This window comes from Geodermatophilus ruber (assembly GCF_900114385.1).
Lineage (GTDB): Bacteria > Actinomycetota > Actinomycetes > Mycobacteriales > Geodermatophilaceae > Geodermatophilus > Geodermatophilus ruber.
Map to the genome: position 1 here is coordinate 106,778 of NZ_FOSW01000001.1, position 22,902 is coordinate 129,679.

Annotated in this window: 19 protein-coding genes; 3 read left to right on the forward strand and 16 right to left on the reverse strand. The window is 72.7% G+C overall.

Going from position 1 to position 22,902, the window contains the following annotated elements; translation table 11 throughout:
* Positions 1 to 48: 48 nt before the first annotated feature.
* Positions 49 to 540: a YajQ family cyclic di-GMP-binding protein gene (locus BMZ50_RS00620; protein WP_091319758.1), complete on the forward strand. Its 492-nt coding sequence runs from the start codon at positions 49 to 51 to the stop codon at positions 538 to 540.
* On the opposite strand, the gene htpX is transcribed toward BMZ50_RS00620, so the two are convergent.
* Positions 541 to 1,419, reverse strand: a complete 879-nt coding sequence (htpX, locus tag BMZ50_RS00625) for a zinc metalloprotease HtpX (protein ID WP_091319761.1) — start codon at positions 1,417 to 1,419, stop codon at positions 541 to 543.
* Positions 1,420 to 1,642: 223 nt separating this feature from the next.
* Here htpX and BMZ50_RS00630 point away from each other — a divergent pair, with 223 nt between their 5' ends.
* Positions 1,643 to 3,601: a 2-oxoacid:acceptor oxidoreductase subunit alpha gene (locus BMZ50_RS00630; protein ID WP_218146032.1), complete on the forward strand. Its 1,959-nt coding sequence runs from the start codon at positions 1,643 to 1,645 to the stop codon at positions 3,599 to 3,601.
* Positions 3,598 to 4,689: a 2-oxoacid:ferredoxin oxidoreductase subunit beta gene (locus BMZ50_RS00635; protein ID WP_091319765.1), complete on the forward strand. Its 1,092-nt coding sequence runs from the start codon at positions 3,598 to 3,600 to the stop codon at positions 4,687 to 4,689. The genes BMZ50_RS00630 and BMZ50_RS00635 overlap by 4 nt, the downstream gene beginning before the upstream one ends.
* A gap of 93 nt (positions 4,690 to 4,782) precedes the next feature.
* On the opposite strand, the gene BMZ50_RS00640 is transcribed toward BMZ50_RS00635, so the two are convergent.
* The 15 genes from BMZ50_RS00640 to BMZ50_RS00710 are packed head-to-tail and all read right to left on the reverse strand — an operon-like array spanning position 4,783 to position 22,901.
* Positions 4,783 to 5,991 carry a PQQ-dependent sugar dehydrogenase gene (locus BMZ50_RS00640; protein ID WP_091319769.1) on the reverse strand — a complete coding sequence of 403 codons (1,209 nt, stop codon included), beginning with the start codon at positions 5,989 to 5,991 and terminating at the stop codon, positions 4,783 to 4,785.
* Positions 5,992 to 6,016: 25 nt separating this feature from the next.
* A complete protein-coding gene (locus BMZ50_RS00645) occupies positions 6,017 to 7,075 on the reverse strand; it encodes a polyprenyl synthetase family protein (RefSeq protein WP_091319773.1) in 1,059 nt (352 codons plus the stop codon).
* Entirely contained in the window at positions 7,075 to 8,613 is a 1,539-nt protein-coding gene (gene nuoN / locus BMZ50_RS00650) for an NADH-quinone oxidoreductase subunit NuoN (protein WP_091319777.1), read from the reverse strand. The genes BMZ50_RS00645 and nuoN overlap by 1 nt, the downstream gene beginning before the upstream one ends.
* Positions 8,613 to 10,229, reverse strand: coding sequence for an NADH-quinone oxidoreductase subunit M (locus tag BMZ50_RS00655; protein ID WP_091319781.1), 1,617 nt, complete (start codon positions 10,227 to 10,229; stop codon positions 8,613 to 8,615). Before BMZ50_RS00655 ends, nuoN begins: the two co-directional genes overlap by 1 nt.
* A gap of 34 nt (positions 10,230 to 10,263) precedes the next feature.
* Positions 10,264 to 12,168, reverse strand: coding sequence for an NADH-quinone oxidoreductase subunit L (gene nuoL / locus BMZ50_RS00660; RefSeq protein ID WP_177212573.1), 1,905 nt, complete (start codon positions 12,166 to 12,168; stop codon positions 10,264 to 10,266).
* A 19-nt stretch (positions 12,169 to 12,187) separates the two neighbouring features.
* On the reverse strand, positions 12,188 to 12,487 hold the full coding sequence (gene nuoK, locus BMZ50_RS00665; RefSeq protein ID WP_091319785.1) for an NADH-quinone oxidoreductase subunit NuoK: 300 nt from the start codon (positions 12,485 to 12,487) through the stop codon (positions 12,188 to 12,190).
* Entirely contained in the window at positions 12,484 to 13,299 is an 816-nt protein-coding gene (locus BMZ50_RS00670; RefSeq protein ID WP_091319788.1) for an NADH-quinone oxidoreductase subunit J, read from the reverse strand. Before BMZ50_RS00670 ends, nuoK begins: the two co-directional genes overlap by 4 nt.
* A complete protein-coding gene (gene nuoI, locus BMZ50_RS00675) occupies positions 13,296 to 13,955 on the reverse strand; it encodes an NADH-quinone oxidoreductase subunit NuoI (RefSeq protein WP_245753208.1) in 660 nt (219 codons plus the stop codon). Before nuoI ends, BMZ50_RS00670 begins: the two co-directional genes overlap by 4 nt.
* On the reverse strand, positions 13,948 to 15,423 hold the full coding sequence (gene nuoH / locus BMZ50_RS00680; protein WP_091319791.1) for an NADH-quinone oxidoreductase subunit NuoH: 1,476 nt from the start codon (positions 15,421 to 15,423) through the stop codon (positions 13,948 to 13,950). The genes nuoI and nuoH overlap by 8 nt, the downstream gene beginning before the upstream one ends.
* On the reverse strand, positions 15,420 to 17,888 hold the full coding sequence (locus tag BMZ50_RS00685; protein ID WP_091319795.1) for an NADH-quinone oxidoreductase subunit G: 2,469 nt from the start codon (positions 17,886 to 17,888) through the stop codon (positions 15,420 to 15,422). The genes nuoH and BMZ50_RS00685 overlap by 4 nt, the downstream gene beginning before the upstream one ends.
* Positions 17,885 to 19,213, reverse strand: a complete 1,329-nt coding sequence (gene nuoF / locus BMZ50_RS00690; protein WP_091319798.1) for an NADH-quinone oxidoreductase subunit NuoF — start codon at positions 19,211 to 19,213, stop codon at positions 17,885 to 17,887. Before nuoF ends, BMZ50_RS00685 begins: the two co-directional genes overlap by 4 nt.
* Positions 19,214 to 19,217: 4 nt before the next feature.
* On the reverse strand, positions 19,218 to 20,153 hold the full coding sequence (gene nuoE, locus BMZ50_RS00695; RefSeq protein ID WP_091319802.1) for an NADH-quinone oxidoreductase subunit NuoE: 936 nt from the start codon (positions 20,151 to 20,153) through the stop codon (positions 19,218 to 19,220).
* Entirely contained in the window at positions 20,150 to 21,490 is a 1,341-nt protein-coding gene (locus BMZ50_RS00700; protein ID WP_091319811.1) for an NADH-quinone oxidoreductase subunit D, read from the reverse strand. Before BMZ50_RS00700 ends, nuoE begins: the two co-directional genes overlap by 4 nt.
* The gene (locus BMZ50_RS00705) at positions 21,487 to 22,224 is read right to left on the reverse strand and encodes an NADH-quinone oxidoreductase subunit C (RefSeq protein ID WP_091319817.1); all 738 of its coding nucleotides are present in this window, start codon (positions 22,222 to 22,224) and stop codon (positions 21,487 to 21,489) included. The genes BMZ50_RS00700 and BMZ50_RS00705 overlap by 4 nt, the downstream gene beginning before the upstream one ends.
* Positions 22,221 to 22,901, reverse strand: coding sequence for a NuoB/complex I 20 kDa subunit family protein (locus BMZ50_RS00710; RefSeq protein ID WP_091319821.1), 681 nt, complete (start codon positions 22,899 to 22,901; stop codon positions 22,221 to 22,223). Before BMZ50_RS00710 ends, BMZ50_RS00705 begins: the two co-directional genes overlap by 4 nt.
* Between the last annotated feature and the right edge of the window lies 1 nt (position 22,902).

The window sequence follows — 22,902 nt, forward strand, 5'->3', positions numbered from 1 at the left end:
ACCTGCGCCGGTGGGTGGCGGGTGGACGAACCGAGAGGAGCACCACACATGGCCGACTCATCCTTCGACGTGGTGAGCAAGGTCGACCGCCAGGAGGTCGACAACGCGTTGAACCAGGCCGCCAAGGAGCTCGGCCAGCGCTTCGACTTCCGCGGCACCAACGCCACGATCGCCTGGGCAGGGGAGGAAGGCGTCACCCTGCAGGCCGACACCGAGGAGCGGGTCAGCGCCGCCCTCGACGTGTTCAAGGACAAGCTGGTCAAGCGCAAGATCTCGCTGAAGTCCCTCGACGCCGACGAGCCGCAGTCCTCCGGCAAGAGTTACAAGATCTCCGCACGCATCAAGCAGGGCATCGAGTCCGAGGTCGCCAAGAAGATCGCCAAGATCATCCGCGACGAGGGCCCGAAGGGCGTGCAGGCGCAGATCCAGGGCGATCAGCTGCGGGTGAGCGGCAAGAAGCGCGACGACCTGCAGGCGGTCCAGCAGCTGCTCCGGAACCAGGATCTCGACGTCGCCCTGCAGTTCGACAACTACCGCTGATCAGCGCTGTCCCAGCTCACGGGCCATCCGCTCCAGCCGGGCGATCCGCTCGGCCATGGGCGGGTGGGTCGAGAACATCGACGCCAGGCCCTGCCCCCGGAACGGGTTGGCGATCATCAGGTGGCTCTGGGTGACCAGCCGGTCGTCCGGGGGCAGGGGGCGCACCGCCGTCCCCCGCTCGATCTTGCGCAGGGCGCTGGCCAGCGCGAGCGGATCGTGGGAGAGCCGCGCCCCGGTCGCGTCGGCCTGGAACTCGCGGCTGCGGCTGACCGCCATGTGGATCAGCCCGGCGGCGACCGGGCCGAGCAGCATCAGCAGCAGCCCGCCCAGCGCGTTGCCGCCACCCCGGCCCTCGTCGGACCGCCCGCCGAACAGCGAGGCGAACATCGCCATGTGCGCCAGGTAGGTGATGACCGCGGCCATGGCGCCGGCCACGGAGCTGATCAGGATGTCGCGGTTGTAGACGTGGGCGAGCTCGTGCGCGAGGACGGCGCGCAGCTCCCGGCGGTCGAGCAGCTCGAGGATGCCCTGGGTGACGCAGACAGCGGCATTGCGCGGGTTGCGCCCGGTGGCGAAGGCGTTGGGCTGGGCGACCGGACTGACGTAGAGCCGGGGCATCGGCTGGCGGGCCTCGGTGGCCAACTCCCGGACGATCGCGTACAGCTGCGGCGCCTGCGTCTCGGTCACCGGAAAGGCCCGCATCGCGCGCAGCGCCAGCTTGTCGGAGTTGAACCAGGCGTAGCCGTTCATCGCGACAGCGATCACCAGGGCGATCAGCAGCCCGCTCCGCCCGCCGATCAGCGCGCCGGCGGCGAGGATCAGTCCGCCCATGAGACCGAGGAGGACCGCGGTCTTCAGTCCGTTGCTCCAGCGCTGCACGCCCGTCCCAACGTGGGCCGCGGGAACGCCGTTCCCGGGTTCGACCCCGGTCGCGGCCCCGGTCGCCGCTGGCCGCGACCGGGGTCACGGAATGGCAGCGCGGGGCGCAGAGTTGGCAGACGCAGGCGACCGGGCACATCGCCGGCCGGGCCGGCTGTGGCTCCCGTCATAGACCTGTAGATGAAACTGCCACGTAATCTCGGCCGGTGGAGGTACACCACTGATGACTGCGACCAACCCGCACCTCACCGACCCCGAGGCGGGCAGCTCAGCGCCCGGCGGACTGGTGAAGAGCGTCGTCGAGCTGGACCGGGTGGTCATCCGGCTGGCCGGTGACTCCGGCGACGGCATGCAGCTGACCGGTAACCGGTTCACCAGCGAGACCGCGTCCTTCGGCAACGACCTCTCGACGCTGCCGAACTTCCCGGCCGAGATCCGCGCGCCGACGGGGACCCTGCCCGGTGTCAGCTCCTTCCAGCTGCACTTCGCCGACCACGACATCATGACCCCGGGCGACGCCCCGGACGTGCTGGTCGCGATGAACCCGGCCGCGCTGAAGGCCAACCTGGCCGACCTGCCCGGCGGTGGGTTGCTGATCGTCGACTCCGACGAGTTCACCCCGCGCAACCTGGCGAAGGTCGGCTACGCCACCAGCCCGCTGGAGGACGGCTCGCTGGAGGGCTGGCAGACGGTGGCCGTGCCGCTGACCTCCATGACGCTGGACGCGCTGACCGGCTCCGGTCTGGGTAAGAAGGAGGCCGAGCGCAGCAAGAACATGTTCACCCTCGGCCTGCTGTCCTGGATGTACCACCGGCCGACCGAGGGCACCATCCGCTTCCTGGAGCGCCAGTTCCGCCGCAAGCCGGAGATCGCCGCGGCCAACATCGCCGCCTTCCGGGCCGGCTACAACTACGGCGAGACGACCGAGGCGTTCGCGGTCTCCTACGAGATCAAGCCCGCCCCGATGGCGCCGGGCCGGTACCGGAACATCTCCGGCAACCAGGCCCTCGCCCTCGGCCTGGTGGCCGCCGGACAGCGCGCGGGCCTGCCGCTGTTCCTGGGCGCGTACCCGATCACCCCGGCGTCGGACATCCTGCACGAGCTGTCCAAGCACAAGGCCTTCGGCGTGCGGACCTTCCAGGCCGAGGACGAGATCGCCGGGGTCGCCGCGGCGATCGGCGCGTCCTTCGGCGGGGCGCTGGGCGTCACGACGACGTCCGGCCCGGGGATCTCGCTGAAGTCCGAGGCGATCGGGCTGGCGGTGATGACCGAGCTGCCGCTGCTCGTCGTCGACGTGCAGCGCGGCGGCCCCTCCACCGGGCTGCCGACCAAGACCGAGCAGTCCGACCTGCTGCAGGCGATGTTCGGCCGCAACGGCGAGGCCCCCCTGCCGGTGATCGCGCCGCGCTCCCCCGGCGACTGCTTCGACGCCGCGCTGGAGGCCGCGAGGATCGCGCTGACCTACCGCACCCCGGTGATCCTGCTCTCGGACGGCTACCTGGCCAACGGCGCCGAGCCATGGGCGGTCCCGGCCGCCGACGCGCTGCCGGACCTGACCGGCGCGGTGGGGTTCGCCACCGAGCCCAACGGTGCCGACGGCGAGTTCCTGCCCTACCTGCGCGACCCGGAGACCCTCGCCCGGCCGTGGGCCATCCCCGGCACCGCGGGCATGCAGCACCGGATCGGCGGGCTGGAGAAGGCCGACAAGACCGGCAACATCTCCTACGACCCGGCCAACCACGACCTGATGACCCGGCTGCGCCAGGCAAAGGTCGACGGCATCGCGGCGAGCCTGCCGCCCACCGAGGTCGATGACCCCGACGGTGACGCGACGGTCGCGGTCATCGGCTGGGGTTCCACCTACGGGCCGATCGGCGCGGCCTGCCGGCGGATCCGCCGCTCGGGCCGGTCGGTGGCGCAGCTCCACCTGCGGCACCTCAACCCGATGCCGGCCGACCTCGGCGACATCCTGGCCCGCTACGAGCGGGTGATCTGCCCGGAGATGAACCTCGGGCAGCTGGCCCTGCTGCTGCGCGCCAAATTCCTGATCGACGTCGTCAGCCACACCCAGGTCCGCGGGCTGCCCTTCCGGGCGGCCGAGCTGGCCGCGGTGATCCAGGACGTCATCGACTCCACGAGCGGCACTCCGCTCGCCGCCGACCCCACCGGAGGAGCGGAATGAGCACCATCGATCTCGGCATGCCCGCCGACGGTCCCATCGCGGACGCCATCAGCGCGTCCGTGACGGCCCAGGGTGAGAAGCAGACCGCGCTGAAGGCCAAGGACTTCAAGACCGATCAGGAGGTGCGCTGGTGCCCCGGGTGCGGTGACTACGTCATCCTCAACGCGGTCCAGAGCTTCCTGCCCAGCCTCGGCATCGCCCGCGAGGACATGGTCATCGTCTCCGGCATCGGCTGCTCCTCGCGTTTCCCGTACTACATGAACACCTACGGGATGCACTCGATCCACGGCCGCGCGCCGGCGATCGCCACCGGCCTGGCCGCCTCCCGCCCCGACCTGTCGGTGTGGGTGGTGACCGGGGACGGCGACGCGCTCTCCATCGGCGGCAACCACCTGATCCACGCGCTGCGGCGCAACGTGAACATGACGATCCTGCTGTTCAACAACCGGATCTACGGCCTCACCAAGGGCCAGTACTCGCCTACCAGCGAGGTCGGCAAGGTCACCAAGTCCACCCCGATGGGCTCCCTGGACCACCCGTTCAACCCGGTGTCGCTGGCCCTGGGCGCGGACGCCACGTTCGTCGGCCGCGCGATGGATTCCGATCGCAAGGGCCTCACCGACGTGCTGCGGCAGGCCGCCGAGCACCAGGGCACCGCGCTGGTGGAGATCTACCAGAACTGCAACATCTTCAACGACGGCGCCTTCGACCTGCTCAAGGATCCGGCCACCGGCCCCCAGTGGACGATCCCGCTGGAGCACGGCAAGCCGCTGGTGTTCGGCCCCGAGGGCGCCTCCTGCGTGGTCCGCGACGAGTTCGGCGGCCTGCGGATCGCCGAGACCAGCCAGGTCGACGCCACCGAGATCGTGGTGCACGACGCGACCCGCGAGGACCCGTCGTACGCCTTCGCGCTGTCCCGCCTGTCCAGCCAGGACCTCCGCTACACCCCGATGGGCGTCTTCCGCGCCGTGCAGAAGCCGACCTACGAGGCGATGATGGCCGAGCAGCTCCACGCTGCCGGCACCGGGTCGCCGGCCGACCTCGACGCGCTGCTCGCCGGCGGCGACACCTGGACCGTGCAGGGCTGAGGCAGGTCGGGCTCCACCCCTGTCACGACAGGGCGCCCGGGAACGCACGTTCCCGGGCGCCCTTCGCGTTCCCCGGGCATCCCGGCAGGGCGCTCAGGAGCGCGGGCTCTCAGAACGTGGCGTGACCCGCAGCAGCCGGTCCGTGCCGTCCCCGTTGTCGGTGGTCACGTAGAGGGCGCCGTCGGTCCCCTGCTGCACGGTGCGGATGCGGCCGTAGGCGCCCTCGAGCTCGGGCACCCGGAACTGCTCCTGGAGGGTGCCGTCGTCGGCCAGCCGCAGGGCGAGCACGCCCTCCCCCCGCAGGAGGCCGAGCAGCAGCAGGCCGTCGTAGGTCTGCCACTGGTCCCCGTCGAGGAAGGTCGCGCCGGAGGGGGCGACCGTCGGGGCTCCCGAGGCCCAGGTGGGCGGCATGACGTCGGGCAGGGCGGGGTCCGTCATCGGCACGAACTCCCCGTAGCCGGGCCCGTGGGGGGCGAAGCCGCCGTTGCCGCCCGGCCGCAGCAGGGTGACCTCGTCGTCCCGGTCGGGGCCGTGCTCGGCGGCGAACACCTGGCCGGACCCGGGGCGCACGGCCAGGCCCTGGACGTTCCGGTGCCCGTAGGTGAACAGACGGGCCGCCGCACCGTCCTGGCCGGCGAACGGGTTGCCCGTGGCCGGCTCGCCGGTGGCCGGGTCGATCCGCAGCACCTTGCCGGCCAGCGTGCCGCGGTCCTGCGCGTTGCGGGAGTCGGCGTTGTCCCCGGTGCTCACCAGCAGGGCGCCGGTGGGGTCGAACCGCAGGCGGCACCCCCCGTGCCGGCCCGAGCCCTCGTTGACCGGGATGCCCCCCAGCAGCGGGTCGGCGACCCGGGTGGCCGCGCGCCAGTCGGGGTCGACGGTCCAGGCGACGACGGCGATCGAGGCGTCCCCGCCGTCACGCCGCCCCTGACAGGTGTAGAACCGCCGGTTGTCCGCGAACCCGGGGTCGAGCACCAGCCCCATCAGGCCGGTCTCCCCGCGGGCGAACAGGTCGTCGAAGTCGGCCTCGACCTCCTGCACGGTGCCGTCGGGCCGGACGGCGGACAGCCCGCCACCGCGCTCGTCGACGAGCAGGGTGCCGTCGGGGGCCTGGCCGACGTCCCACGGGTGGTCCAGGCCGTCGGCGAGCTCGGTGACCTCGAGGGCGGGCGGCGCGCTCGGGGAGGTCAGCGGTGGGGTGCTCACCGACGCCGACGTCGCGGCGGCCCGGCCGTCGGACCCGGTCCCGGTACAGCCGGCGAGCAGCAGGCTCACGGCGACCAGGCCGGTCAGGAGGCGCGGCACCCGCCCAGCATGCCCCCTCCCGGGCTCAGCTGGTGCGCGTGACGACGTACTCGCAGAGGGCCGAGAGCGCCTCGCGGACCGGCCCCTCCGGCACGCCGCCCAACCGGGCACGCGCGCGGTCGGCGTACTCGCGCAGCACCTCGGTGGTCCGCTCCAGCGCCGCCGAGGCGCGGAGCAGGGCCAGCGCCTCGGCGTGCTCGTCGTCGTCGGTGATCGGGCCGGAGACCAGTTCCCGCAGCCGAGCCTCGGCCGGGTCGTCGCCGGCCAGGGCGAACAGGGCGGGCAGCGTGGCCACGCCCTCCCGCAGGTCGGTGCCGGGCGACTTCCCCGAGGCGCCGTCCTGGCTGACGATGTCGAGGACGTCGTCGGAGAGCTGGAAGGCGACCCCGACCTCCTCCCCGAACGCGGTCAGGGCGGCCACGAGCTCGTCGTCCACCCCCGCGAAGGCGGCGCCGAACCGGGCGGAGGTCGCCACCAGCGAGCCGGTCTTGTCAGCCAGCACCTCGAGGTAGTGCGCGACCGGGTCGTCGCCGGGCCGGGCGCCGATGGTCTCCCGCAGCTGCCCGGTCACCAGCCGCTCGTAGGTGCGCGCCTGGACCCGCACCGCCTCGGGACCGAGGTCGGCCAGCAGATCGGAGGCGCGGGCGAAGAGCAGGTCGCCGGTGAGGATGGCGATGCTGTTGCTCCACCGGCTGTTGGCGCTGGGCGCCCCGCGGCGCACGGCCGCCTCGTCCATGACGTCGTCGTGGTACAGCGTCGCGAGGTGGGTGAGCTCGCAGACGACGGCCGCGCGGGTCACCTCGGGGAAGGTCGGGTCGCCCAGCTGCGCGGCCAGGAGGGCCAGCATCGGCCGGAACCGCTTGCCCCCGGCCGCCATGAGGTGGCCCGCGGCCTCCCGCACGAACGGGTGCTCGCTGTCGACGGCCTCGAGCAGGGCGATCTCCACGCGCGCCAGCCCCTCGGCGAGGCGCGCCCCGAGGTCACCGTCGGGCAGCCAGGGCCCGATGGTCGAGGCGGGGGTCGAGATCCGCTGCCAGGTCTCGACCGGAGTGGTCCCGTCCACGGTGGCGCTGGCTCCGGTCATCAACCGACGAAGATAGCCGCCTGCTCGGCGATATCGAGCACCGCCCCGGGCGCGATCCCCAGGACGAGGGTCGCCGTGACCGTCACGGCCAGCACGATCGTGGTCGGGAGGCCGGGGACGGCGACGGTCGGGCCGTCCTCCGCGGGCTCGGAGAAGTACATGAGCACGATGACCCGCAGGTAGAAGAACGCCGCCACCGCGCTGGCCAGGACCGCGACGACCACCAGCGGCCAGGCGCCGTCCTCGATCGCCGCCCGGAAGACGGCGAACTTGCCGGTGAAGCCGCTGGTGAGCGGGATTCCGGCCAGGGCCAGGAGGAACAGCGCCATCACCGCCGCGGTCAGCGGCGAGCGCCGGGCCAGGCCCGCCCACTGGGAGAGGTGACTGGCCTCGCCGTCGCCGTCCCGGACCAGGGTGAGGACGGCGAAGGCGCCGACCGTCGTGAGCCCGTAGGCGAGCAGGTAGAACATCGTGGCGGCCAGCCCGGACCCGCCGCCGTCCGGGGACAGGCCGATGACGCCGGTGAGCAGGAAGCCCGCGTGCGCGATCGAGGAGTAGGCGAGCATCCGCTTGAGATCGGTCTGGGTGAGCGCGAGTACAGCGCCGACGACCATCGAGATGATCGCGATGCCGTAGACCAGCGGCCGCCAGGTCCACTCGCTGGTACCGAAGGCGACGTAGAGCAGCCGCAGGATGGCGCCGAACGCGGCGACCTTCGTGCAGGCGGCCATGAACGCGGTGACGGGCGTGGGCGCGCCCTGGTAGACGTCGGGCGTCCAGGCGTGGAACGGGGCGACGCTGGCCTTGAACATCAGGCCGACGATCAGCAGGGCCAGGCCCAGGACCAGCAGGACGTCGCTGCCGCTCTCCGTGGTGGCGGCGCGGATGTCGGCCAGCCCGATGCTCCCGGTCGCGCCGTAGACCAGCGCCAGGCCGTAGAGGAAGAACGCCGAGGCGAAGGCGCCCAGGAGGAAGTACTTGACCGCCGCCTCCTGCGACAGCAGCCGCCGGCGGCGGGCCAGCCCGCTGATCAGGTACAGCGGCAGGCTGAGCACCTCGAGCGCCACGAACATGATCAGCAGGTCGTTGGCGGCGACGAAGAGCATCATGCCGCCGATGGCGAAGGTCGCCAGCGGGTAGACCTCGGTCTGCACCCGCGGGGCGGTCATCAGCTCGCGGTCGCGCGGGCTGCCGACCGGCACCGCCGCGGCGGCGACGAACGCCGAGCGCGCGGGGTCGAGGGAGCGCTCGGCGAACAGCAGGATCGCCAGCGCCCCGAGGCCGGTGATCGTGGCCTGCAGGAAGACCGCCGGCCCGTCCACGGCCAGGGCGCCGGCAGCGGTCACCTCCCGCTCCCCCGCCAGCAGCAGGCTGGTCACCAGGCCGCCGAGCGTCCCGACCAGCGCGAGGGTCACCTGCACGGCGTGGCGGCGCTCCCGCGGCCCGAACGCCTCGACGAGCACCCCGAGGCAGGCGGCACCGAAGACGAACAGCAGGGGCGCGAGCGCCGCCAGCGACAGGTCGGGGGCCTCGATCATCAGTCGGTCCCCCCGGCGTCGGTGGTGGCGGGCGCGATCCCGGCCGGGGCGGCGCCGACGTCCTGCATCGTGGCGGCGACCGCCGGCTCGATCAGGTCGATCAGTGGTTGCGGGTAGAAGCCGAGCACGATGATCAGGGCGACCATCGGGGCGGCTACGGCCATCTCCAGCCGGTCGAGGTCGCGGACCCGCAGCCGGGCCGGGGCGGGCGCGGTCAGGGTGGCGGTGGCACCGTCCGTACCAGCGGGCTCCGGCGTCCCGTCGTCCACGAGCAGCACGCCGCGCGGCGGGCCGTGCATGGTGCGCTGGTACACGATCAGCACGTACAGGGCAGCGAGGATCATGCCGAGCGTCGCCAGGACCGTGAAGAGCGGCACCGCCGGGAACGAGCCGACCAGCACGAGGAACTCGCTGACGAAGCTGTTGGTGCCCGGCAGCGCGAGCGAGGCGAGGCCGGCGATCAGGAACACCCCGGCCAGCCGCGGGGCCTGCGTGGCGACGCCCCCGTAGTCGCTGATCCGCCGGGAGCCACCGCGGGCGATCAGCATGCCGACCACCAGGAACAGCAGCCCCGTGGCGATGCCGTGGTTGACCATGTAGAGCACGGCCCCGGTCGCCGCCTCGGTGGTGAAGGCGAAGATGCCCAGGGTGATGAACCCGAAGTGCGCGATCGAGGTGTAGGAGACCAGCCGCTTCAGGTCGGTCTGCCCCATCGCCAGCAGCGCGGCGTAGAGGATCCCGGCGACCGCGAGCACCAGCACGAACGGCGCGAGGTCCCGGGCGGCGTCGGGGAACAGCGGCAGGCAGTAGCGGATGAGGCCGAAGGTGCCGACCTTGTCGAGGACGCCGACCAGCAGCACCGCGCCCCCGATCGGCGCCTCGGCACCGGCGTCGGGCAGCCAGGTGTGGAAGGGCACCAGCGGGGCCTTGATCGCGAAGGCGATGAAGAAGCCGAGGAACAGCAGCTTCTGCACGCCCGGATCGATGTCGAGCTGGCGCAGCGCGTCGAAGGCGAAGGTGCCCTGGCCCAGCTCGCTGGTGCTCACCACGTAGAGACCGATGACCGCGGCGAGCATGATCAGGCCGCCGACCAGGCTGTAGAGGAAGAACTTGATCGCCGCGTACTGCCGTCGCGGCCCGCCGAAGCTGCCGATCAGGAAGTACATCGGGACGAGCATCGCCTCGAAGAAGACGTAGAAGAGGAAGACGTCGGTCGCGGCGAAGACGCCGACCATCATCGCCTCGAGCAGCAGCACCCAGGCGAAGAAGGTGCGCATCGAGCGCCGGCCGGGTGCGGTGTCCCGCCACGAGGCGAGGACGACCACCGGGACGAGCACGCCGACCAGCAGCAGCAGCACCAGCGCGATGCCGTCCACGCCGAGGGCGAAGTCGACGCCGAAGTCCGGGATCCAGGACGCCGACATCGTCAGCTGGAAGCGCTCGCCGTCGGGGTCGAAGGCGACGGTGGCCAGCACCGCGAGCAGCAGGACGACGGCGCTGATGCCGAGGGCCAGCCGCTTGGCCAGCTCGTCGCTGCCCCTCGGCAACGCGGCCACGACCGCGGCGCCGACCGCCGGGACGGCGATCATCGCGAGCAGGAACGGGAAGTCAGTCACGCCGTCGTCGCCTCTCGTTCCGTGGAGGAGCCGCTCATCCGGCCGTCACCGCCAGCAGGGCGCCCGCGACGACGACCGCGCCGCCGAGCATCCCCAGGGCGTAGGAGCGCACGAACCCGGTCTGCGTGCGGCCCAGCCGGGACGACGAGCCGCCCAGCGCCGCGGCCAGGCCGTTGACCGCGCCGTCGACGCCGCGGTTGTCGAGGAACACCAGCGCCCGGGTGAGCCACTGGCCCGGGCGCATGAACAGCGACTCGTTGACCGTGTCCGCGTACAGGGCGCGGCGGGCAGCGAGGACCACCGGCGAGACCCGCGCCGGGGCGGTCACCGGCACCTCGCGCCGGCCGACGAACATCCACGCCGAGGCCACCCCGAGCAGCATCACGACGGTCACCAGCGCGCTGACCACCAGCGGCGCGACCACGTGCTCGGCCGCCTCGGGCCGGCCGAACACCGGGACCAGCCACTCCTCCAGCGGGAAGGCCACCACCAGCAGGTAGCCGGCCAGCACCGAGCCGAGGGCGAGCAGCACCATCGGCGCGGTCATCACCGACGGCGACTCGTGCGGGTGGACGCCCTCGTCCCACCGCGGCCGGCCGAAGAAGGTCATCAGCATCAGCCGGGTCATGTAGAAGGCGGTGAGCCCGGCGGCGAGGATCGCCACCCCGCCCAGCACGTAGCCCCAGCCGTCGCCCCGGTCGAACGCGGCCTCGATGATCGCGTCCTTGGTGTAGAAGCCCGACAGGAACGGGAAGCCGATCAGGGCCAGGTAGCCCAGCCCGAAGGTGACGAAGGTGATCCGCATCCGGGAGGCCAGCCCGCCGAACCGGCGCATGTCCACCGCGTCGTTCATGGCGTGCATGACCGACCCGGCGCCGAGGAACAGTCCGGCCTTGAAGAAGCCGTGGGTGAGCAGGTGGGCCAGGCCCGCGACGTAGCCGGCCGGCCCCAGCCCGACGGCCAGGAACATGTAGCCGATCTGGCTGACCGTCGAATAGGCCAGCACCTTCTTGATGTCGTCCTGGGCGCAGCCGACGATCGCCCCGATCAGCAGGGTGATCGCGCCGACGGCGAGGACGACGGCGCGGGCGGTCGGCGTCTCGTCGTAGATCGGGGCGCTGCGGGCGATCAAGTAGACGCCGGCGGTGACCATGGTGGCAGCGTGGATGAGCGCCGAGACCGGCGTCGGGCCCTCCATGGCGTCGGGCAGCCACGCCTGGAGCGGGAACTGGCCGGACTTGCCGCAGGCGCCCAGCAGGAGCAGCAGGCCGATCGCGGTGACCGTGCCGCCGGCCAGCGCCCCCACCGAACCGAAGACGCCGTCGTAGGTGACCGTGCCCAGCTGGGCGAACATCAGGAAGATCGCCAGGGCCAGCCCCACGTCGCCGACCCGGTTCATGATGAACGCCTTCTTCGCGGCGGTCGCCGCCGCCGGGCGCTCGTGCCAGAAGGCGATGAGCAGGTAGGACGCGAGGCCCACGCCCTCCCAGCCGACGTAGAGCACCACGAAGTTGTCGCCGAGGACCAGCAGGAGCATCGCGGCGACGAACAGGTTGAGGTAGGCGAAGAAGCGCCGCCGCCGCGGGTCGTGGGCCATGTAGCCGATCGAGTAGATGTGGATCAGCGCGCCGACGCCGGTGATCAGCAGCACGAAGACCGCCGAGAGCGGGTCGAACAGCAGGCCCACCGGCACGTCCAGCGATCCGGTCTCGATGAACGTCCACAGCTCGACCGAGACCGGCCGGCCGCCGGCGTCGGCCAGCTGCAGGGTGCACAGCAGACCGAGCACGAAGGCGGTCACGACCGTCCCGGTGCCCAGCAGGTGACCCCACCGGTCGGTGCGGCGGCCCCCGAGTAGCAGCACGGCGGCGCCGGCCAGGGGCAGGGCGATCAGCAGCCAGGACCAGGCGAGCAGGCCGTCGGCGGCCACGGTGTCCATCTACCGGCTCCCCGTCTCGTCAGTACTTGAGCAGGTTGGCGTCGTCGACCGACGCCGACCGGCGGGTCCGGTAGATCGACATGATGATCGCGAGGCCGACGACGACCTCGGCCGCGGCGACGACCATGACGAAGAACGCCATGACCTGGCCGTCGAGGGTGCCGCCGGCCCGCGCGAAGGTGACCAGGGTGAGGTTCACCGAGTTGAGCATCAGCTCGATGCACATGAACACGACGATCGCGTTGCGCCGCACCAGGACGCCGACCGCGCCGATGGTGAACAGGATCGCGGCCAGCACCAGGTAGTGCGTGAGCGTCATGGCTGACGGCCTCCGTCCAGGGGCGCCGGGTCGAGGGTGCCCAGCGCCGCATCGGGGCTGCCGAGCTGGGCCCGGCCGGTCGGACGCGGCATCTGGTCGACCTCCTGGGGATCGATCCCGGTGGCGAAGCTGTCCTCGGCCGGCCGGCCGTCGGGCAGCAGCGCCGGCGCGGCGACGGAGTTGGCGCGGGCGTGCACGCCCGGCCCGGGCAGGGTCTGCGGCCGGTCGGTGAGGAAGCGGGCCCGCGACAGCTCCTTCTGGGTGCGGCGGGTGCCCGGTTCCCGCTCGATGTGGGCGAGCACCATCGCGCCGACCGCGGCGGTGATGAGCAGCGCGCTGGTGACCTCGAAGGCGAGCAGGTACCGGGTGAACAGCAGCTGCGCGATCGCCTCGATGTTGCTGGTGTCCCCGCCCTGCACCGCGTCCAGGCCGGCGACCGGCAGGTCCCGGGTGGCCCGGGCGATGCCCGCGCCGACCAGCCCGGCGAAGCCGATGCCCAGCAGGATCGCCGCGACCCGCTGCCCCCGCAGGGTCTCCACCACCGAGTCGGAGGTGTCGCGGCCGACCAGCATGAGCACGAACAGGAAGAGGATCATGATCGCGCCGGTGTAGACGATGATCTGCACCGCGCCGAGGAACGGCGCCTCCTGGACGACGTAGAAGACGCCCAGCGCCAGCATCGTGTTGATCAGCCACAGCGCCGAGTGGACGGCGTTGCGCGAGAGCACCATGCCCAGCGCCCCGGCCAGCGCGAGCGGCCCCAGGATCCAGAAGACGACGGCCTCGCCGGTGCCGATGACGACGTCGTTCATGCCTGCTCCACCGGCCGTGCCGCCGCCCGCCCCGCCACCCCGAGGGCATCGGTGGGCTGGGCGGTGTCGGGCGTCCGGACGTAGTAGTCGCGCTCGTCGTCCCCGAGCCGCATGGGGTGCGGCGGGGCCTCCATGCCGGGCAGGAGCGGAGCCATGAGCTGCTCCTTGGTGTAGATCAGGTCCTGCCGGTTGTCGTCGGCGAGCTCGAAGTCGTTGCTCATGGTCAGCGAGCGGGTCGGGCAGGCCTCGATGCACAGCCCGCAGAAGATGCAACGCAGGTAGTTGATCTGGTAGATCCGCCCGTACCGCTCCCCGGGCGAGTAGCGCTCCTCCGCGGTGTTGTCCCCGCCCTCGACGTAGATGGCGTCGGCCGGGCAGGCCCAGGCGCACAGCTCGCAGCCGACGCACTTCTCCAGCCCGTCGGGGTGCCGGTTGAGCACGTGCCGCCCGTGGTAGCGCGGCTTGGTCACCTTGGGCACCTCGGGGTACTCCTCGGTGGTCACCTTGCGGAAGATCTGCGCGAAGGTGACGCCGAAGCCCTGGCCGGGTGCCGGCAGCCGGCTCGCCCGCTTGGCCGGGACATCGCCGCGGCGGGGCCGCTCGACCGCCCCGTTGGCGCGCGGGGACACGGCCCCGCGCCCGTCGCGCTCACTCATCGACGTCCTCCTCCGGGGTGGCGCCCGCACCGCGGCGGCCGGTGCCGACCACGCCGCCGGCGGCGACGGTCTCCCGGCTGCGCAGCCGCGGGGACGGGGGCACCTTCAGGTCCATGGGCGGGATGGGGAAGCCGCCCTCGGCGCGGCTGGGGCCACCGCCCCGGGCGGGCCGGTGCCGTGGCCCCGCCGGCGGCAGGACCTCCGGCTCGGCCTCGGTGGGGTGGATCGACCCGGCCGCCGCCTCACGAGCCGCGAGCCGGGTGGCGCGGTTGCTCGCCCGGCTGGCGATCAGCAACCCCGCCAGCACCAGCAGGGCGATCGGGACGCCGACGAACAGCGCCACCTCGCCGGTGGACAGGTCGGCCTCCCGGGCGACGGTGCGCATGGTGGCGACGGCGAGGATCCACACCAGGGCGGTGGGGACCAGCACCTTCCAGCCGAAGCGCATGAACTGGTCGTAGCGGAGCCGGGGCAGGGTGCCCCGCAGCCAGATGAAGACGAACAGCGCGGCGACGACCTTGAGGAAGAACCACAGCAGCGGCCACCAGCCGGTGTTCGCGCCGTCCCAGAGCGAGATCGGCCACGGCGCCCGCCAGCCGCCGAGGAACAGCGTGGCGGCCAGCGCCGAGACGGTGACCATGTTGATGTACTCGGCCAGGAAGAACAGCGCGAACTTCAGCGACGAGTACTCGGTGTGGAAGCCGCCGACCAGCTCGCTCTCGGCCTCGGGCAGGTCGAACGGGGCGCGGTTGGTCTCGCCCACCACGGCAACCACGTAGATCACGAAGGAGACCGGCAGCAGGATCGCGTACCAGCTCGGTCCGGTGAACTCCACTCCGGCCAAGGACAACCGGCTGCCGTCGGCCTGGGCGGCGACGATCTCCGAGGTGGACATCGTGCCCGCGTAGAGGAACACCGCGACGATCGACAGGCCCATCGCGATCTCGTAGCTGACCATCTGCGCGGCGCTGCGCAGGCTGCCCAGCAGCGGGTAGGTCGACCCCGAGGCCCAGCCGCCCAGCACGATGCCGTAGACGCCCATCGCCGAGCAGGCCAGCACCACCAGGACACCGATGGGGGCGTCGGTGAGCTGCAGGGGGGTCTGCTGGCCGAAGATGCTCACCGTCGGCCCGAGCGGGATCACCGAGAAGGCCAGGAACGCCGGGATGGTGGCGATGACCGGCGCGAGGAAGTAGACCGGCTTGTCGGCCAGCGCCGGCATGATGTCTTCCTTGAACGCCAGCTTCAGCCCGTCGGCGAGGCTCTGCAGGTAGCCGCGGGGGCCGACCCGGTTGGGACCGATCCGCTGCTGCATCCGGGCGACGACCTTGCGCTCGAAGACGATGGCGAACAGCGTCAGCAGCACGAGGACGGCGAAGACGCCGACGATCTTGATGAGGACGATCCACCAGACGTCGGTGCCGAAGTCCTCGAGGGTGGGCTGGTCGGCCGCGGCGAGCACGTTCATGCGGTACCTCCGGCGATGAGGCGGACGACCCCGCCGGGTGGGGTGCCCAGAGCCGCGCGGAGCTCGCTGCCGGGCGAGCGCATCGGCAGCCAGACGACCTGGTCGGGCATCTCGGTGACCCGCACCGGCAGGGTCACCTGGCCCATCTCGCCGCAGACGGTGACCCGGTCGCCGTCGGCCAGGCCGAGCCGGCGGGCCGCGTCCTTGCCCAGGCGGGCGACCGGTGGGCGGGCGGTGCCGGCGAGCTCGGGCTCGTCCCGCTGGAGGGTGCCGGCGTCGAGCAGCTGCCGCCAGGAGGCGAGCACCGCCTCGTCCTCGGCGAGCTCCGGGTCCGCCGGGGCGGGGACGTCCAGGCCGGCGCCGTCGGCGCGGCGCTGCGCCACCCCGAGGGCGGCGAGCTCCGCGCGGGCGACCTCGGGTGCGGGCAGCCGCAGGTCGACGTCCAGCGCGTCGGCCAGCCCCTGCAGCACGCGGCCGTCGGGCAGCTGGCCGGTGCCGTGCAGGGTGGCGTCGAAGGAGCGCGGCCGGCCCTCCCAGTCCAGGTAGCTGCCGGCCTTCTCCGGGGCGGCGGCGACCGGCAGCACGACGTCGGCGTGCGCGGTGACCGCGCTGGGGAACAGCTCGAGGCTGACCACGAACTGCGCGGCGGCCAGCGCGGCCTCCGCCAGCCGCGGGTCGGGGAGGTCGGCCGGGTCGACGCCGCCGACCAGCAGGCCGGCGAGCTCCCCGTGGGTGACGGCGGCCAGGATGCCGGTGAGATCGCGCCCGGGACCGGCCGGCAGCTCGCCGACGCCCCAGACGGCGGCGACCTCGGCGCGGGCGGCGGCGTCGGTGACCGGGCGCCCGCCGGGCAGCAGGGTGGGCAGCGCGCCGGCCTCGACCGCGCCGCGCTCACCGGCCCGCCGCGGCACCCACGCCACCCGGGCGCCGGTCGCCCGGGCCAGGGCGGCCAGCGCGGAGAACGCGCCAGGGGCCTCGGCCAGGCGCTCCCCGGCGAGCACGACGGCGCCGGGCTGCCGCAGCGCCTCGACCGCCGGGCCGCCCCAGCTGCCCTCGGCCAGCGCCGCGAGCGAGCGCGCCTCGGTGCCGGGCAGCGTGGTCAGCACCGTGGCCTGCAGCTTCTCCGCGGCCCGGGTGACGAAGGGGGCGAGGTCGAAGACCGGCAGCGTGCGGGTGCGCACCGCGCGGCGCAGCCGCAGGAAGACGATCGGCGACTCCTCCTCCGGCTCGAACCCGGCGAGCAGCACCGCCGGGGCGGCGGCGAGGTCTGCGTAGGTGACGGCACCGTCGTCCGGGCCGGCGCCGGCGACGTGGGTGGCGAGAAAGGCCAGCTCCTCGGCCGAGTGCGCGCGGGCCCGGGCGTCGACATCGTTGGTGCCCAGCGCCACCCGGGCGAACTTGGCGTAGGCGTAGGCGTCCTCGACGGTCAGCCGGCCGCCGGGCAGGACGCCGACCCCGCCGGCCTCCCGCGCGGCGCGCAGCCCCTCGGCGGCCACCGCCCAGGCCTCGGGCCAGGACGCCGGCTGCAGCACCCCGTCCCGGCGGACCAGCGGCTGGGTCAGCCGGTCGTTGGCCGTCGCGTAGCGGAACGCGAAGCGGCCCTTGTCGCAGTTCCACTCCTCGTTGACGGCCGGATCCTCGCCGGCCAGCCGGCGCAGCACCTTGCCGCGGCGGTAGTCGGTGCGCTGGGCGCAGCCGGAAGCGCAGTGCTCGCAGACGCTGGGCTCGCTGCGCAGGTCGAACGGGCGGGACCGGAACCGGTACTGGGCGCTGGTCAGTGCGCCGACCGGGCAGATCTGGGTGGTGTTGCCGGAGAAGTAGGACTCGAAGGGCTCGTCCTCGTAGACCGCGACCTGCTCCAGCGCGCCGCGCTCGAACAGCTCGATGAACGGATCGCCGGCCACCTGCTGCGAGAAGCGGGTGCAGCGGGCACACAGCACGCAGCGCTCCCGGTCGAGCAGGATCTCGCTGCTGATCGGCAGCGGCTTGGGGTAGGTCCGCTTGACGTCGACGAACCGGCTCTCGGCGCGGCCGTTGCTCATCGCCTGGTTCTGCAGCGGGCACTCCCCGCCCTTGTCGCAGACCGGGCAGTCCAGCGGGTGGTTGATCAGCAGCAGCTCCATCGTGCCCTGCTGGGCCTTGTCGGCCACCGGGCTGGTGAGCTGGGTCTTCACCACCATGCCGTCGGTGACCGGCATGGTGCAGGAGGCCACCGGCTTGCGCTGGCCCTCCACCTCGACCAGGCACTGGCGGCAGGCGCCGACCGGCTCGAGCAGCGGGTGGTCGCAGAACCGGGGGATCTGGACGCCGATCATCTCGGCCGCCCGGATGATCAGCGTCCCCTTGGGCACGGCGACGTCGAAGCCGTCGATGGTGCAGTGGACGGCGTCCGGGGGTGTGTGCGGACCGGGCGCTCCGGGCGGGACCGCGGGCGAGGGCTGGGGGCTCGTCGGGGTCAGAGTCACGAGGCAACTCCCACGGGCTCGATCGGGAGGCTGCGGCCGAGGCGCGCCTGCTCCTCCGGGGGCAGCAGGGCGACGTAGTCGTCCTTGAAGTACTTCAGCGAGCTGGAGATGCAGCTGGTCGCGCCGTCACCGAGAGCGCAGAACGAGCGGCCCAGGATGTTGTCGCAGGTGTCGACCAGCAGGTCGAGGTCGGCGGCCCGGCCGTCGCCCTCCACCAGCCGCTGCAGGATCTGCACCAGCCAGTAGGTCCCCTCCCGGCACGGGGTGCACTTGCCGCAGCTCTCGTGCGCGTAGAACTCGGTGAACCGCAGCGTGGCCTCGACGATGGAGTCGGTCTCGTCGAAGACCATCAGCGCGGTGGTGCCGAGCATCGAGCCCGCGGCCGCCACCGAGTCGAAGTCGAGCGGGACGTCGAGGTGCGCAGAGGTGAAGTACGGCGTCGAGGAGCCGCCCGGCGTCCAGAACTTCAGCTCGTGCCCGGGCCGGATGCCGCCGGCCATCTCCAGCAGCTCGCGCATCGTCGTCCCCATGGGGGCCTCGTACTGGCCGGGCCGGACGACGCGGCCGGACAGCGAGTAGATCTTCGGCCCGGGCGACTTCTCCGGGCCGAACTCCTTGAACCAGTCCGATCCGCCGCGGACGACGAACGGCACGGTGGCCAGGGTCTCCACGTTGTTGATGACCGTCGGCGCGCCGTAGAGGCCGGCGACGGCGGGGAACGGCGGCTTGAGGCGGGGCTGGCCGCGGTAGCCCTCGAGGGAATCCAGCAGCGCCGTCTCCTCGCCGCAGATGTAGGCGCCGGCGCCGGCGTGCACGATCAGCTCGAGGTCGTAGCCCGAGCCGAGGATGTCCGTGCCGAGGTAGCCGGCCGCGTAGGCCTCCTCGACCGCTGCGGTCAGCCGGCGGTGGGCGTGCACCGCCTCGCCGCGGACGTAGATGACCGCCAGGTGCGACCGGATCGCGTAGGCCGAGATGATCACGCCCTCGATCAGCGAGTGCGGGTCGGCCATCATCAACGGCAGGTCCTTGCAGGTGCCCGGCTCGCCCTCGTCGGCGTTCACCACCAGGTACTTGGGCATCGCCGCGGGCCCGGTGGGCGTCTCCCCCGGCTTGGGCTGCGGGATGAAGCTCCACTTCATGCCGGTCGGGAAGCCGGCACCGCCTCGGCCGCGCAGGCCGGAGTCCTTGACCAGGGCGACGAGCTCGTCGGGGGCCATCGTGAGGGCGGTGCGCAGCGCGGCGTAGCCGTCGAGCGACTCGTAGGTCGACAGCCGCCAGGACCGCTCGGCGCCCCAGCGGGTGGTGAGCACGGGGGTGAGGGGCATCGGGTCAGGCCTCCCTGGTGGCGGGGCCCTGCCCGGACGTCCCGGGCTCGGTCCCCGCAGGGGTCTCGGTACCGGCACGGCCGTTGCCGGTGTCGCGACCGGCCGGCTCCGGGGCGTCGCGCTGGGCCTGCTCGAAGCCGGCCGCTTCGGCCGCCGGGGCGCCGGATGACGAGGAGGCGGGGCGCGGCATGGGCGGCGCGGTCTCCCCCCGCTGCTCGGCCAGCCGCAGTCCCACGAGCGTCGGCCCGAGGCGACCCGGCGCGTCGACGGCGGCGCGGGCCGCGCCCTCGTCGGCGTGCTGGGAGAACCCGGCCAGCTGGCGGGAGACCCCGCGGAAGTCGGTCAGCGGGGCGCCGCGAGTGGGCAGCGGCTTCTCGCCGCGGCGCAGGGCGGCGACCAGCTCACGGGCGCTCTCGACGTCCTGCTGGTCGTAGAACTCGTAGTCGACGGTCACGACCGGCGCGTAGTCGCAGGCGGCCAGGCACTCGGCGTGCTCGAGGGTGATCGAGCCGTCGGCGGTGGTCTCGTCGTGGTGGACGCCGAGGTCGGCGCTGACCGCGTCGAAGATCCGCTGCCCGCCGAGGACGGCGCACAGCGTGTTGGTGCACACGCTGACCAGGTGCCGGCCGGTGGGGCGGCGCTTGTACATCGTGTAGAAGGTCGCGACCGCGCCCACCTCGGCCTTGGTGAGCCCGAGCTCCTCGGCGCACAGCGCGACGCCCTCCGGCGTCACGTAGCCCTGGTAGCTCTGCACCAGGTGCAGCATCGGCAGCAGGGCCGAGCGCGGCTGCGGGTAGCGGGCGATGATCTCCCGCGCCTCGAGCCGGGCCTGCTCGGTCAGCGGCGGCAGCGCGGCCAGCGTCTCCGGGCGGGCGTCCACGGGGCTCGAGTCGAGCCCGGTCACGGCGGTGCCGGGACCACTTCCGGGTAGGGCGCTCATCGGTCGCATCCCCCCATGACCGGGTCGAGGGAGGCGATGGCCGCGATGACGTCGGCGATCATGCCGCCCTCGCTCATCGCCGCCGTCGCCTGCAGGTTGACGAAGCTGGGGTCGCGCACGTGGACCCGCCACGGTCGGGTGCCACCGTCGCTGACCACGTGGTAGCCGAGCTCGCCGCGGGGGGACTCGATCGGCACGTAGACCTGCCCGGCCGGCACCCGGAAGCCCTCGGTGACCAGCTTGAAGTGGTGGATCAGGGCCTCCATCGACTGGCCCATGATGTGCTTGACGTACTCGGTGGAGTTGCCCATGCCGTCGGGGCCGAGCGACAGCTGCGCCGGCCAGGCGATCTTCTTGTCCTGCACCATCACCGGGCCCGGCTCCAGCCGGTCGAGCGCCTGCTCGATGATCTTCAGCGACTCGTTCACCTCGGCCATGCGGACCAGGTAGCGGCCCCACGCGTCGCAGGTGTCGGCGGTGGGCACCTCGAAGTCGTAGGTCTCGTACCCGAGGTAGGGCTCGACCTTGCGCAGGTCCCACGGCAGGCCGGCGGCGCGCAGCACCGGGCCGGTGACACCGAGGGCGACGCAGCCGGTGACGTCGAGGTAGCCGGCGTCCTTGAGCCGGGCCTGCCAGATCGGCTGGCCGGTGAGGAGCTTGTGGAAGTCGGCCACCCGGTCGGGCATGACCTGCAGGAACTCGCGGATGTGCTCGACCGCGCCCTCGGGCAGGTCCTGCGCCAGGCCCCCGGGGCGGATGTAGGCGTGGTTCATCCGCAGGCCGGTGATCTCCTCGAGCAGGTCGAGGACCATCTCCCGCTCGCGGAAGCCGTTGGTCATGCCGGTGAGCGCGCCCATCTCCATGCCGAAGGTGGCCAGCGCGACCAGGTGCGAGGCGATCCGGTTGAGCTCCATGACCAGCACGCGGATGGTCTGCGCCCGCGGCGGCGCCTCGACGCCCAGCAGCTTCTCCACGGCCAGGCAGTAGCCGGCCTCGTTGTACAGCGGGGCCAGGTAGTCCATCCGGGTCACGAACGTCGTGCCCTGGGTCCAGGTGCGGTACTCGGTGTTCTTCTCGATGCCGGTGTGCAGGTAGCCGATGACCACCCGCGCCTTGGTGACCGTCTCGCCCTCGAGGTCGAGCACCAGCCGGAGCACGCCGTGGGTGGACGGGTGCTGCGGGCCCATGTTGACGACGAGGCGCTCCTCGCCGTAGGCCTCGGTGCCCAGCGTCTGGTCCCAGTCGCCGCCGGTGACGGTGTAGACGCGGCCCTCGGTGGTCTCGTAGGAGCCGGCGTACGGATCGCTGGGGTCGTAGTCCTGATAGGTGGTGCTCATCGGTAGCTCCGCCGGGTGTCCGGGGGCGGGATCGTGGCGTCGTGGTACTCGACCGGGACCCCGCCGAGCGGGTAGTCCTTGCGCTGGGGGTGGCCGTCCCAGTCGTCGGGCATGAGGATCCGGGTCAGCGCCGGGTGGCCGTCGAAGACGACGCCGAACATGTCGTAGGTCTCCCGCTCGTGCCAGTCCGCGGTCGGGTAGACGCCGGTGACCGACGGGACGTGCGGGTCCTCGGCGGTCACCGCCACCTCCAGCCGGATGCGGCGCCGGTAGGTCATCGAGGTCAGGTGGTAGACGACGTGCAGCCGTGGCCGGCCGGCGGTCGCCGCCGGGCCGCCGCTGTCGAGGTAGTCGACGCCGGAGACGCTGCTGCACAGCTCGAAGCGCAGGGCCTCGTCGTCGCGCAGGGCCTGCACGAGGGGAAGCAGGTGCTCGCGGGCGACGAAGTAGGTGATCTCCCCGCGGTCGACGAGCACCCGCTGCACGGCGGCGTCGTAGGTGGCCTGCCCGACCGCCTCGGCCAGCGCGTCGGTGACCTCGTCGAACCAGCCGCCGTAGGGCCGGTCGGTGGAGTGCAGGGCGACGGCCCCGCCGGGCTCGACGCGGACCAGCCCGCCGAAGCCGGAGGTGTCGCCGCTGCCGCTGACCCCGAACGCGCCCTTCCGGAAGCCACCCGACGGCGCTGCCGCCCCCTGGCCGGCGTCCTGGCCGCTGCGGTCCCCGGGCCCGGTCACCGGTCGCTCCGGACGTAGGGCTCGGGCAGCAGGACCGCGTTCCCGCCGCGCTGCTCGATCGCGAACTGGCCGGTGCGCCGCTCGGCGGCGGCCCGCTCGTAGGCCGCGCGGGCGGCCTTGTCCACCCGGACGCTGGAGGGCATCTCGACGTGCAGGTCGGTGGCTGCGCCGTCGGCCTGCGCCTGGGCCAGCTGCCGCACCCGCTTGGGTCCCAGCGGCTCGTTCATGATCTTGTGGTGCAGCTTGAGGATGGCGTCGACGAGCATCTCCGGCCGCGGCGGGCAACCGGGCAGGTACATGTCCACCGGGACGATGTGGTCGACGCCCTGCACGATCGCGTAGTTGTTGAACATGCCGCCGGAGCTGGCGCACACGCCCATCGACAGGACCCACCGCGGCTCGGGCATCTGGTCGTAGATCTGCCGCAGGACCGGCGCCATCTTCTGGCTCACCCGGCCGGCCACGATCATCAGGTCGGCCTGGCGGGGCGAGGCGCGGAAGACCTCCATGCCGAACCGGGCCAGGTCGTAGCGGCCGGCACCGGTGGCCATCATCTCGATCGCGCAGCAGGCCAGGCCGAAGGTGGCCGGCCACAGCGACGACTTGCGGGTCCAGTTGACCAGCTTCTCCACCGTGGTCAGCAGGACGCCGCTCGGCAGCTTCTCCTCGAGTCCCATG